At 40.7% G+C, this 12,616-nt stretch carries 14 protein-coding genes; 3 read left to right on the forward strand and 11 right to left on the reverse strand.

Features of this window, described 5'->3' with window-relative positions; translation table 11 throughout:
- Positions 1-138: 138 nt before the first annotated feature.
- Both L6773_RS05475 and L6773_RS05480 read right to left on the reverse strand, forming a co-directional pair.
- Positions 139-549 carry a type II toxin-antitoxin system VapC family toxin gene (locus tag L6773_RS05475; RefSeq protein ID WP_237852852.1) on the reverse strand — a complete coding sequence of 137 codons (411 nt, stop codon included), beginning with the start codon at positions 547-549 and terminating at the stop codon, positions 139-141.
- Positions 530-778, reverse strand: a complete 249-nt coding sequence (locus L6773_RS05480; RefSeq protein WP_237852853.1) for a CopG family ribbon-helix-helix protein — start codon at positions 776-778, stop codon at positions 530-532. Before L6773_RS05480 ends, L6773_RS05475 begins: the two co-directional genes overlap by 20 nt.
- A 131-nt stretch (positions 779-909) precedes the next feature.
- Here L6773_RS05480 and L6773_RS05485 point away from each other — a divergent pair, with 131 nt between their 5' ends.
- Positions 910-1,860 (forward strand): DNA-3-methyladenine glycosylase family protein, encoded by a 951-nt coding sequence (locus L6773_RS05485; RefSeq protein WP_237852854.1) that lies wholly within the window; start codon positions 910-912, stop codon positions 1,858-1,860.
- Between the two features lie 138 nt (positions 1,861-1,998).
- On the opposite strand, the gene murI is transcribed toward L6773_RS05485, so the two are convergent.
- From murI to L6773_RS05515, 6 genes are read right to left on the reverse strand one after another with little or no spacing between them, the layout of a single operon-like run.
- The gene (murI, locus tag L6773_RS05490; protein ID WP_237852855.1) at positions 1,999-2,802 is read right to left on the reverse strand and encodes a glutamate racemase; all 804 of its coding nucleotides are present in this window, start codon (positions 2,800-2,802) and stop codon (positions 1,999-2,001) included.
- A gap of 4 nt (positions 2,803-2,806) precedes the next feature.
- Positions 2,807-3,793: an NAD(P)H-quinone oxidoreductase gene (locus L6773_RS05495; protein ID WP_237852856.1), complete on the reverse strand. Its 987-nt coding sequence runs from the start codon at positions 3,791-3,793 to the stop codon at positions 2,807-2,809.
- Positions 3,790-5,268 carry an oligosaccharide flippase family protein gene (locus L6773_RS05500; RefSeq protein ID WP_237852857.1) on the reverse strand — a complete coding sequence of 493 codons (1,479 nt, stop codon included), beginning with the start codon at positions 5,266-5,268 and terminating at the stop codon, positions 3,790-3,792. The genes L6773_RS05495 and L6773_RS05500 overlap by 4 nt, the downstream gene beginning before the upstream one ends.
- Before the next feature lie 9 nt (positions 5,269-5,277).
- Complete coding sequence (locus L6773_RS05505; protein WP_237852858.1) at positions 5,278-6,222, reverse strand: glycosyltransferase; 945 nt, start codon at positions 6,220-6,222, stop codon at positions 5,278-5,280.
- A gap of 26 nt (positions 6,223-6,248) precedes the next feature.
- On the reverse strand, positions 6,249-7,061 hold the full coding sequence (locus L6773_RS05510; RefSeq protein ID WP_237852859.1) for a sulfotransferase family protein: 813 nt from the start codon (positions 7,059-7,061) through the stop codon (positions 6,249-6,251).
- The gene (locus L6773_RS05515) at positions 7,058-7,927 is read right to left on the reverse strand and encodes an ATP-grasp fold amidoligase family protein (protein ID WP_237852860.1); all 870 of its coding nucleotides are present in this window, start codon (positions 7,925-7,927) and stop codon (positions 7,058-7,060) included. Before L6773_RS05515 ends, L6773_RS05510 begins: the two co-directional genes overlap by 4 nt.
- Before the next feature lie 81 nt (positions 7,928-8,008).
- Here L6773_RS05515 and L6773_RS05520 point away from each other — a divergent pair, with 81 nt between their 5' ends.
- Positions 8,009-8,842, forward strand: a complete 834-nt coding sequence (locus L6773_RS05520) for a glycosyltransferase (protein ID WP_237852861.1) — start codon at positions 8,009-8,011, stop codon at positions 8,840-8,842.
- Positions 8,843-8,844: 2 nt separating this feature from the next.
- On the opposite strand, the gene L6773_RS05525 is transcribed toward L6773_RS05520, so the two are convergent.
- The gene (locus L6773_RS05525; RefSeq protein WP_237852862.1) at positions 8,845-11,328 is read right to left on the reverse strand and encodes a glycosyltransferase family protein; all 2,484 of its coding nucleotides are present in this window, start codon (positions 11,326-11,328) and stop codon (positions 8,845-8,847) included.
- Between the two features lies 1 nt (position 11,329).
- The gene (gatC, locus tag L6773_RS05530; RefSeq protein WP_237852863.1) at positions 11,330-11,620 is read right to left on the reverse strand and encodes an Asp-tRNA(Asn)/Glu-tRNA(Gln) amidotransferase subunit GatC; all 291 of its coding nucleotides are present in this window, start codon (positions 11,618-11,620) and stop codon (positions 11,330-11,332) included.
- A gap of 181 nt (positions 11,621-11,801) precedes the next feature.
- Here gatC and L6773_RS05535 point away from each other — a divergent pair, with 181 nt between their 5' ends.
- Positions 11,802-12,290: a metallophosphoesterase gene (locus L6773_RS05535; protein WP_237852864.1), complete on the forward strand. Its 489-nt coding sequence runs from the start codon at positions 11,802-11,804 to the stop codon at positions 12,288-12,290.
- 63 nt (positions 12,291-12,353) lie between these two features.
- Here the strand turns inward: L6773_RS05535 and L6773_RS05540 are convergent.
- The coding region (locus L6773_RS05540) for a hypothetical protein (protein WP_237852865.1) at positions 12,354-12,616 on the reverse strand (263 nt) is incomplete at its 5' end.

Consider the following 12,616-nt stretch of genomic DNA (forward strand, 5'->3'; position numbering starts at 1 on the left):
ATTGAATATATTGAACCCCTGGGAGAAACTGTCAAAGGCAGTAAAACAACAAATCAAAAGGAAAAAGCCGAACTTGATCGCAAAGCTTTTTGAATAGTGAATTTGTACCATAAATATGGAGACCTGTTTTGAAACGTACTAAGTTAACAGGTTTGTAATTGAATTACCGTTTTTCAATCGATACACACTAAAATCCCGGTCCAGTGTAATAATGTTTCCAATATCTCTCGATTCTGCTACTTCCAGTAATGTTGTATCAGCAAAATCAGCAGGGAGATCGGAATATTTTTCCATCTTTTCCCGAATGCCACCAATCTGCCATTGCTCCAGGTTATGAATCTCAATCCCGCCGTCACGAACCCAATCTAAAAAATCCAGTTGAGTCTTAGTATTGAAATCAAGCATGTAACTTACTTCGGTCAGAACTGGCCAGGTAGAAATCAGGCGACCCTCATATTCTCTCAAAAAATTCAGGACCTTTAAATGATATTGATCGCTGTTGTCAAACAGAGCAATTACAGGGCCGGCATCAATCAGACTGTTTTTCACGGATTTTCTCTTTTATTCTCGATTTGTATGTAGTGGAACGATCTTTTTCTCCACTTCCCCGTTTTCCAAAATATTCTTCTCCGATATCGTAGGGACGATTATATTTCTTCTCTTTGGAGATATACTCTACTAATGCCTCTTTGATAATATTTGACCGAGATACTTTCTTTTGCTCGGCAAGTGACTTCAACTCTTTTTCAATCTCATCCGGTAATCGAACGGAACGCATAACTTTACTAATTTACTTGATTATTGTTATACAAAATGTACTACAAATCTGGTGAGTTTACAAATATTTAATTTTCAGATAGATATCTGAATTGATTATTCTTCATAAAAATAATTAATCAACTTTTTTCTATGTCTTCCTGGACTCTAAAATCCATTCCACCGCACGACTGGTTTATCTGCCTCGATATCGATCCCTATTTTGATCACGAGCACGAACCTGAGAAAATTTTTGAAGAGGGATTTACTCGTCCGCTTTCACTGAATGAAAGAGATATCATTGCAACGGTATTTTTTAATGGCGATCCTGAAAATCCTGAATTTAATGTCGAGACAACGGAGAATCTCTCTAAAGATGAAATTGAACAGGCCAATCGCGTTTTAGCCCGAATTCTTGGTACTAATATCGATCTGCGGCCCTTGTACGATCAAGCGTCTGATGATCCCGTACTCAGACCCAAACTGAACGAATTTTATGGATTGAAACGGATGGCTCGCGGCAATCTTCTTGAGGATATCATCAATCGAATCGTTCAGATGAGACTTTCGCATAAACCCACAGCCAAAAAGATGGTGTTTAAAGTCCGGGATGCGTATGGAACCCATCTATCGCACAATGGGAAAAAGTTACCTTCCTGGCCACGACCCTTTCAATTGGCGAAAGCGAACCCGGCTCAAATAAGAAAACTGGGTCCTACACTGAAGAAGGGAGAATATTTAGTGGGTCTGGCACAGGATATGCTTGCCGGAGAAGTTGATCTCGATTACCTGGATAAAGAGGCTGAACCACAGGAGTTCTACGATAAGATCTCAGAAATCAGAGGAATCGGACCGACGACGGGCCAGGATCTAATGCTCTTCCGTGAACGTACAGATGCGGTTTTTCCAAGTAATATGACGAAAGGAGAAGAAAAAGGATTGCGAAAATGGATCATTATGAGCTATGGTGGCGATCCCTCAGATACAAGCCAAGAGGAATTTGAATCTATGATCGAAAGCTGGAAAGGTTATGAATCCGCAGCTATGGAATTTCTATTTGTGAATTATATTATCAGTTCAAAAAAGAAAAAGGCGAAGGATTGATCGGCAGTCTTCAAGCTGGGGCAAGTGTTAAATCCGGTGCTTGAAAGCAAACATTGATATAATATAGGTTTTATCTTTCCGGAAGAATTATTTCACCATCCAGAAATCAAGGATGTCACTTGTGCTAGTTTCAATTCATCAATCCGCAGTCTTAATATCAATCTCCCGTCCAATAAACCGTTCAGCCAACTCTCGAAATCGTTGTGGGCGATCACTCACATAACAGGTTAACTCACCTTTTTTCCCGGAATCATTCAACAGATCCAGTTCCGAAAGTTTACCTTTTGCCATTTCGGCAACAGCTTCTGCAGAATCGATAATCTCAATCGGTTTTCCATTAAAATATTCCAGGATCGAATCTTTGAAAAGCGGATAGTGAGTGCACCCTAAAATAAGAGCCTCTACCCCATTGTTTCGAAACGGCTTAAGATAGATATCAATCGTCTGTTTGGCGATGGAATTATCTGTCCAACCCTCCTCGGCAAGAGGTACCAAAAGCGGACATGCCTTCGATTTTACGATCAACTCCTCATTCGCTTTTTTCAGAGACAGCTCATAGGCTCCCGACCCTACGGTTCCAAGTGTTCCGATCACACCGATATGCTTTTTACCGGATCGAATCGCAGAAATGGTTCCTGCGTCAATCACGTTCAGGACGGGAATATCTCCAACTGCTTCACATACGCCTGAAAATGCTGCCGCTGAAGCCGTGTTACAGGCAATGATAATCATCTTTACCCCTTTCGCTTGAAGAAATCGGCTGATCTCAATCGAGTAATTTCGAATGGTTTGCTGTGATTTGATTCCGTACGGTACCCTGGCAGTGTCTCCGTAATAGATAATATCCTCGTTAGGGAGAGCCTCGGATACGGCTTTCGCTACTGTTAAACCACCAAGCCCGGAATCGAATATCCCGATCGGTGCATCCTTCCTAAAATTCATGAATTTACATTCCCGTTAATATAATTTTTCCCGCGTTGAGGTTCTTTTTCATTCTTGAGTGAGCCTCCTCAACATCACTCCAATCATACACTGAGTCAATAATCGGCTTTAATGTTCCGTCCGAAAATAAACCAAGCGCTTTTTCTTTAAATTCTTTGGTAAGTTTTATTTTATACGCATCACTTCTGTTTCGAAGTGTTGAGCCTTTGATCGTCAATCGTTTTCTCAAAATCGGCACTAAATTCATCTGATCCACTTTGGCACCGCCCAACATCGACAGGTAAACCAAACGCCCGTCCAATCCTAAAATTTTTATATTCATGTCCCAGTAAGGAGAACCCACAAAATCAATAATAAGGTCTACACAATTCTCTCCGAATTTCGACTCAATCACATCAGCAAAATTCTCTTCCTTATAATTGATGGACAGGCCTGAACCCAAATTTTCACATAGTTCATTTTTTTGATCCGTTCCAGCCGTTGAGATGATTCGTACATCATATAAATATTTTGCCAACTGAATTGCAGACGTTCCAACACCACTCGCACCGGCGTGGATTAAAATCGTTTCCTCTTTGGATAATTCTCCCAACCAATCGATCGCCTGGAAAGCCGTGAGAAACACTTCGGGAATTCCGGCAGCTTCTTCAAAGGAGAGTTCCTCCGGAACGGGCATTGCCATATTCTCATGGATGGTACAATACTCCGCATATCCGCCACCAGGCAGAAGCCCAAATACGGGATCCCCTTGTTTAAACTCTGTAACTCTGGATCCAACCTTATCTACAACACCCGCCATTTCCAATCCTAGTATAGGAGATGCTCCTTCCGGAACTGGATATTTTCCTGCTTTCTGGAGAAGATCGGCACGATTAAGCGCCGTGGATTCAACTTTCACAAGAATCTCATGGGATTCCGGATGGGGATCAGGAATTTCGCCAACCTTCATTACCGGTTGGTCGGAGTCCTCATCAATCAGTAGTGCTTTCATCGAGCTAAATACGTCCGAAGTGATTCTAAAAGTTCATTGATATCTGGAGAAACCTTAAAGTAAAGGATTGGCGCCAAAAATGTTAAGGGAAAAATGATGGATTTTATAACCATGTCCAGCCAAATAGAGGAAAAATCTACCCAAGCATGTGAGATATAAATGGTGAATGCTCCCAGCAAAATTACCCAAAGAGTTTTCATACTAAACGGTTGTAACTTCATTTTGATCAGCACATACAGATATTTCACACCATTGTATATAATTATAGCCATTGCTGATGCAAGTGCAGCCCCTTCAATTCCATATGCCGGAATTAACAGGTAATTGGCTACAACCGTTATAACTACCAAAATTATATTGGTGTAAAAGCTGACCCGATAGTGTTTCGAGTTGGAAAGTATCACACCGTTCAGTCCGCACACCATTCCGGTCAATTTGCCAATTCCCACGATAAATACCACCCATAGTCCAGCGGCGTAAATATCCGGGAGAATCATATAGAGTTTATCAAGATGGAGCCAGATTAATCCAAAAATCAAAAGTCCCGGAATGATCTGATTAAGCGAAGATTTTTTGTAGATAGTTTCGACCTCCCCCCATTGTTTACTTTTAATGAAATCAGATAAAAGAGGGGCCGCAATTTTGTAAATTGATTGTTGCGGGACGGTAATCACAGTACATATATAAAATGCGATTGAATATACAGCGGTATCATCCAGGCCGGCCATAGAGCCAAGCATCATAATATCCACATTCCAAACGATGACCGTAGTAAGCCCACCCAACATAGAGTAGAGACTATAACTGGCCATTCCCTTTATTAATTTTTTACGAATGATTGAAAAATTCGGAACAAGTTGTAGTTCTTGTTTTCGCCAAATTTGTATTCCCACTATAAGCGGTTGGGACAGGTAACTCAGAATAAAAAATGTGATAAACTGTCCGAAACTAATCCATTCGAAAAAGTAGATGGCAAGAACAATAATTGAGATAAATCGCTGCAGAACTTCATTGACAACCGAACCGGTTGTGGAATCACGAAGTGAACGTAAATAGTTATTGAGTACCTCAAAGTAGATGATAAACAGCGTAAGTGGTATCACCCAGAGGTAATAATCTACAAACAGAGGTGAGCGCTCGCTGTAGTACTGGATGATGGTATCACTCGCAACAAGATAGACAGCAGAGAAAATCAAGAATCCAATGACAGGGATAGTAATAATCCAGAATAAAAATCCGTGTTTTTCAGGTGCTGCTTTTTTAAAAAAGGGGTAATAACGAATCACCAGGTTTTGAAATCCCAGGTGTGCAAATTGCGAACTGATAAAAGAAGCCGAAATCAGGACACGTGTGAGACCATACTGATCAGGTGTAAGAATATGCGGGAACATTAAAATTGTAAGCACAAATCCTAAAGCGATCCCTATATAAGATATAACCGTGTTAGAAATGCTTTGGCGAACAATGATTCCCAAAATGCAGGTTTAATTAGTTTTTGATTTCTTTTTGGCCCCATCAGGATTGAGAAAACCCTTGAGTACCCACACCCGAAATTGTAGGATAAATCCTGCAGCCTTGGTTTTTCCTTTTACCAGATAACCGATAGCTAACAAAAAGCTTCCCAAAATTTTAATGAGTTCGCTGCCAAATTTATTAATAGTTCCGAATTCAATTTCTGAAACTCGTTTCCGTTCACTTCTCCCAATTCCTAAAGATTGTTCTTCCAGGTATTCCTTTTCAAGTCGGTTTGACCCGATCCTGTGTGTTAGTTCAAGATTGGCCCAGTAGTGTAATTCTATCCCGTTTTTTCGAAGTTTCTCAAAAAAATGCTTTTCTTCGCTTCCCAACAATTGAGCTCCTTTACGACCAAGCTGTGTGTCAAAATACCCAAAAGCATCAAATATGGATGTACGAATCATCATGTTTGCGCCAATAGGAAATTTGGAAGCAGGATACAGTTTGTCATCTTCTCCCAAATCATGAAAAGCAAACATTGGCATCAATTCATCGGGTATCCAATCCGGATCATTTTCATCAAATTCAACCCAAATCCTCCCTCCCGCACACATCGTCGATGGACGCTTTTCGATATAGTCTAGTGCTTTTTGCACATAATCACGAGGAAGTATTACGTCATCATCAATATAAATTATAACAGGTGTTTGTGCCTCTCTTGCGGCCTTATTTCTTGCAAAAGAAAGTCCCTGTTTATTCTCTGTCAAATATCTAAAATTGAGCTCCGGGTTCGTTTTTGTAAAGATCTCACAAACTGTTTCTGTTCCGTCCTCACTATTGTTATTAACGACAAGAATCTCAAAAACGGCTGAACTCACATTCTGTGCAGATAAATCATCGAGAGTATCATTCAGATAACCCGCCCGATTATATGTACATATTGCAATTGTTATTTGAGGTTCTTTTGGTATCAATGTATTAAATATTCATAATTTTCAGGTTAAAGCCACTTTTTCGGGTGAGTAATTCGAATTCTTCTACCTATCAACTGTTCAATTATTCTACGCACCGATTCTGCATATTTTCCAACTCTAAAACCAATAAAATCTCTTATAGTAGGAAACTCTGTATGGTAACTTTCTGATTGATCGGGCTCAACTCCTTCCAGCTCTTTCATCCATTGGGAATCTTCTTCGTATCCAAAGCTAATCAGATCTTCCGTAATGTCTCCGTGTAACTGAATTTGCCTCAAAACTCTTGATTTGTGTTCTCTCCATTTCCCCACACTTGTTGGTTTAATGGGACGAACACTTTTTAATGCCTCTTTCGAGGATTCAGATACAGAAGCTGCCAAGTGATAGTCACTAAAATCCATTTTTTTCGTTAAGAATGGAATTTTTTTCATAAGCAATCTTTGAACCCTATCCGGATCGGAAACAAATTCTTCATATTTGACAGTAATAAAACGTGGATATTTCTCAAGTTCTTTCAATTTTTTGCTATATACATTCCAAAATTTCAGACCGGTCCAGTATTGGCCAGGCGCCTTATGGTGTTTACTGCAGATGATATCACGGGGATCACGAATTAAGCAGATTACATAGAAATTTCGATCAACTTTCAAACTTGGTCCTGCAATCATAATATCCCGGGGCCGCTTTGTTAAAAATATATTTGTTTTAAACGGTGGGCGTGTAAATAATCGATCCTCATGAGGTGTACAATAATCGATCTCAAAACAGGTCTTCATCGCTTCTACAAGTAGTGTTGTGCCCGATCTTGGACTCACTCCAACAATATGTATCTGATTCATAACTGTAACATACTTCCAACTTTGTATTCCATCGACTCAGGTTGAAACGGTTGAAACCCACCTCCCGGATAATTTGTAAGTTCTCCGAAATAAATATGATCCTCAAGCAGATACAGATCCACCCGAATAAAATTAAAATCTGCAGATAACTTTTCGGCAATCTCAATCGCTTCATCTAAATTTGCAGGGCGTTCCAACTCTTGCTCATATTTAGGGTGTAAAATAGTTGCTTGAATCTCATTAAAATTCCGATCCAGCAACTTCCTTTTTTGATTGTAAAACCGATCGATATCTACCTGAATGATCTCTACTTTTCCATGAAAACAGAAAAATTTATAATCAAACGGAATATTATTGTTTGAATCCAGCAATAACTCTTCGGCTACAATCCTCCTGGGAATGTCTTCATAAACTCTTTCCCTGCCAAATTCTGCATAGTCAAACCTTTTCCAATATTCAGTTTGTTTATAAACTCTTTTATAATCTTCCTGATTTTTATCAAAAACAATCTTAAGCAAACCACTTCCATGATTAGCTTTAAGTACAAATTGATTCGGCAGAGATTCCCATTCCTCTCTCGTAATTTTTTTATAAATGCCGTGTAAGGGAATTAAGTAATGACTCCCAACTTTCTTTTTCACATATTCCCTTACTTCTATCCTATTTGCAGCCTTTCTTCGCATAATCGGCTGTTCTTGTATTTTTAAAAACTGAATTTTTTCTGTGAATTTTTGAGGATCTTCCAGGTTTGGCCATTCATCTAATTCTATCCAATAACGAACTTTCGCGTAAGATTTATCTGACAAGAGATGGCGAAAAAATCCCCAAAAAAGTTTTCTAATTAAAAATTTGCCAATTTTTTTCATAACACCTCAAAGGTAATTATTCTAAGGATACTGAATGAATAAATTAGTCGTGCCCTCTGGCTCCATTATGATTGACTTCCGATGAATTCTCAGCCACTTGTTTCCGCCATTATCACCACAAAAAATCGATCTGATCTCCTTCCACGGGCAATTGATTCAGTTCTCAATCAAACTTTCGGAAATATCGAACTGATTGTGATAGATGACGGTTCGACGGATGAGACTCAGGATGTAATTGCGGAGTATCAAGAAAAACATTCTATTATTGCAATTCGTAATGAGGAATCAGCAGGTGCGTGCCGAGCCCGAAACCAGGGAATCGAGAATGCCAGCGGTGAATATATCGCAGGACTGGATGATGACGACGAATGGTATCTCGAAAGAATCTCAATACTTTTGGACAATTATGATGACTCTTGTGCTTGCGTTACCTCAAATGATCGCATGATCGCGTCTAACCGATCCATTGTTTGGCATAAAAAAAAGATTATTACATTTGACGATCTTCTCTATTCAAATCAAGTTGGAAATCAAGTTTTAGTAAAAAGGAATCGTCTTTTGGAAATTGGAGGCTTTGATGAAACGCTTGATGCCGCCCAAGACTACGATCTTTGGATTCGGCTTTGTGAAAAATATGGGCCGATCAGAAACGTAAAAAAAACACTTCAGAATGTATATCAAGATGTAGACGTCAAACGAATTTCAAATCCGAAATCTCAACTTTCTGGCTATTTAGCATTTTATAAGAAGCATAAGAATAAAATGAATCGCGCTCAGAAAAAATATCAACTCTTTAACATTCGTTTGGCTCAAGGGAAAGTAGAATCAATTTTTGAATTGATTGGATGGGTTCCAAGAAAAAGATTATGGAAGGAGATCAAACGATGGATCGCAGATCATTACCTATCCGCTTAGATTCACTCTTGATTTTCTGCACTTTCTGGTTCTTTCCGCTTGAAAAACACAAATAATCCAATCGCTCCGACACCAAATAATAGTAAGCTCCCAAACCTGGTTACCCAATACCCGGACTTGTACCAAACCGGCTCAAGGCTCATTTCAAGAGTATGTTCTCCAGCCGGAATTTCAAATCCGCGCAGAACATAATTGGTACGGATAATATCGATCTGCTCTCCATCCAAGGTGGCACTCCAACCCGGTGGGTACCAAATTTCACTCAGCACCAAAAAACCGGGTGTTGTCCGCGAAATATTCAGTGTAATTTGATTGGGGCTGTATTCTTCAACGGCAACTGTAGCAGTTGTATCCGATTGGATATTTAATTCCGGTTCCCTCGTGATAAATGCTGTTTCTGATGGATCAAACTGCCCGGATACTCGATTGAGTACAGCAGGTTGATCGTCAAGTACTTCAACAGAATCAACAAAAAAGGCTTTGGGCAACACATTCAAATTTTCGATGACCACCCCGTCATCCCCCTGGTAGGCAACCTCAAATCCCGGGAGATTAATAGGCTGCTGAAGAGTTAAGTACCGAACATTTAGCATGCTCAATATTCCCGTATTTACCGAACTGCCGCCGGGGAAAAAGGCTTGGTCTACAAGATCCTGGTAATAGCCGAGCTTGGCTCCTGAATACCCACCGGCCGATGGATAAAAATAAGCCGGAATAGCATTGTTAAATGCATTATCAAGAAGGGGTAGAACGCGATACTTCCATCCATTTTCGTGTGTTACCTCTTCTATTAAAAATTGGTCAAGCGGGCGCTTGTTTCGTTCGATCACATCTTCCGCTTCCAGGCTTTGGTCCACAAGTGACCTCTCAGTTTGATACCTGCTATCTACTCTTATCAAGTCGAATGCCAAAATCACGATAAGTGATATAAGTCCTGCCGAAAGAGGTATTTTTCGAGATCCGATTGCCCAAATAACAGCGATTCCAAGAATAAAAATCAATGCAAACCTAAAAGTATCTCTTTGTGCTAACTCTTGGCGTTGTGGAATGAGCTGGGTTTCAAGTGCACGGGTTACTGTCTGCGAAACTCTTGGGTCGTCTACCGCTACATTGTTTTGATTAGCTATCTGTTGGGCAAGCCGTTGACGTTCGCCCGGTTTTTCGTATGAAAGTGCCTGTAGGGATATCAAAATGGCAATAACAGCCAATCCTGAAGAAACCATCAGTGGCAATTTCCAATTACCGGATGCTTTATGCTTTTTCATTTGGTCGATGAACCAATCGAACCCAAAAACTGATACAGCAGAAAAGCAGAATATCGTTGCAATCAGCCATGTTTCAGGAACTCTGAATTTGTCGAAGAGTGGAAAATAATCGAACATCAGGTTATTTAGTAATCCGAAATTCTCTCCCAGGGAAAACAGAAGTGTTGCAATACCCGGACCCAGGAAAATATATTTCAACCTGTGATCAGATTTCATCCAACCTATCACAAAAAAGAGGAAGGCCAGTGCTCCAAAATAGTGTGGACCACTGGTAAACTGTTTGGGGCCCCAGTAAAACTCAGATCCACCAAAAGCTCCGGGAATTAGCAATGTGAGTAACTCTCCCACCCCTTGCGACCACGAGAAAGCGTAATTGCGCGCCAATCCCTCGGTACCTGCTGCCTCCGATCCTCCACGCATACTGAATTCTGTATACTCAAGCGTACTCCAGTACATCTGGAACGTAATCAGTACAGCAATACCGGCGGCCCCGAGAAGCATCCCTGTGTATTGAAGATATTTTTTAGAGTTGTCTGCCCGGATCGCTTTCACCCAATCATAAATGAAAAGAGTTCCCAACGGGAAGAGAAAGTAGTAGGTTATCTGAGGGTGATACGCTCGTAAGTGAAGTGTTAGGGCCAGGGCAAACAGGAATACCGAAAGCCAGCGGTTCCATTTAGTTCGAGTGATTAAAAAGTACCCGTTATAGAGCCAGGGAATGTAGATATAGGCTATAAATTTCGCTTTATGTCCCGCATCAATTATGATGGGAATGTAGGTTGTAAACCCAATAATGATTGCTCCGAATAACGCTGAAAGGGGCTGAATGCCCATTAGGATAAACATCAGGTAAGCACCGCCCAATAGAATCCACATCTCTACAGCCGGGTATATAAATTCCAGCCATCGAAGCAGTGTAGTATCCAAATTTTCGACCTGAGGCGGGTGTGAAAGAGTATTGGCGGGCATCCCGGAAAACATATTGGTTGCCCAGTGAGCAACACCGTCGGTCGAATCTCGAAATTCTATCAAAGATTCTGCACCGGCACGCCATTGGATGGCATCATTCCCCATATACTGCTGCCCGCCCAGTGTTGTAGAAAAGTGTAAAATGAAAGGAAGCAGAAACAGAAAACCGAGGGCAAGTAGATGCTGCTTATTGGTTGATAACTGTTCCCAAAAATCCGGCTTTTGCGCCTGTTTTCCTTTTTTATTCGCCATGTTACTCAATTACTCTTGGCACGCGGAAATAGTCAGAATCGGCGTCAGGAGCATTTTTCAGGGCATCATCGTGACTGATGGGCTCTTTCGCTTCATCCTCCCTGAATTTACTCGCTGTAATCTCTGTCACGTGTTCAAGCGGTTCTACATCTTCCGTATCCAACTCATTGAGCTGATCGATGTAACCGAGAATATCATTCATATCCTCCTTGAAATTCTCTGCTTCTTCATCGGTAAGTTGCAACCGGGCAAGATTGGCTACATATTGCACATCATCTTTCGTTACGGACATCGCTTATTATCTAAATTTTTTATCAAAAATTGCGTTTTTTTACTACAGACGCTATTTAAAACAGATAAATATCTTCTGTATTGCAGTTCGACAAGTTAATAAACATTTTATAAAAGCATAAGCGTTTATCACTGAAGTAGATCTGTTCTGATACATCAACAGAAACAAAACTATCCACCTTATGATTATTGGTATTTGCTCCGATTCACACGATCATGTAGAACATATCAAAAAAGCCGTTTCTTACTTTAATGAGAATGGGATCAAGCGTGTAATTCATGCCGGAGATTATTGTAGCCCCTTCACGATTCCACTTTTTGAAGGTTTGGATCTGCATGGCGTCTTTGGCAACAACGATGGCGATAAATACCTGCTCATGAAAAAATTTGATGAGATTGGTGCCACCCTTCACGGAGATTTTTTCAGCTTTGAAATTGATAAGATAAAATTTGCCGTTTATCACGGAACGTACCCTGACATTACCGAAGCGCTGGAAAAATGTGGAAAATATGATGTGGTGATATCAGGCCATACACATGTTACAAAAATGGATACTATTGGAGATACTCTCTCCATTAACCCCGGAAGTGTGAATGGGTTTGACACGGATGCGATGGTAGCCACTTTTGATACTGAGACACGAAAAGTGCAGTTTAAGGAGTTGGGTTAAGCGAAAGTACATCGAGCAGCCCCGAGAATGTTCGGGACAGGCTTTGCCCAATTCTGAGTTCACTCAAATATAGAAAATAAGTTTTTCAGTAGTCCTTACTCCCTTCAGCAGCGAATTCACTTCTCCAATCAAATCATTGATCGTCGGGCCGGACAAGCTGTCCGGCGTACAACGGGCAGCCTGCCCGTTACACATCAGCTCAACCCTATCGATACATGTGAAACAGGACGCCTCAACAGCGCTCAACAACACAACCTCCCACTTTATCCCAGAACAAAATATGTCTATACCGGACAAGCTGTCCGGCGTACAACGGGCAGCCTGCC

It is taken from the genome of Rhodohalobacter sulfatireducens (assembly GCF_022012475.1).
In the GTDB taxonomy this organism is placed as follows: domain Bacteria; phylum Bacteroidota; class Rhodothermia; order Balneolales; family Balneolaceae; genus Rhodohalobacter; species Rhodohalobacter sulfatireducens.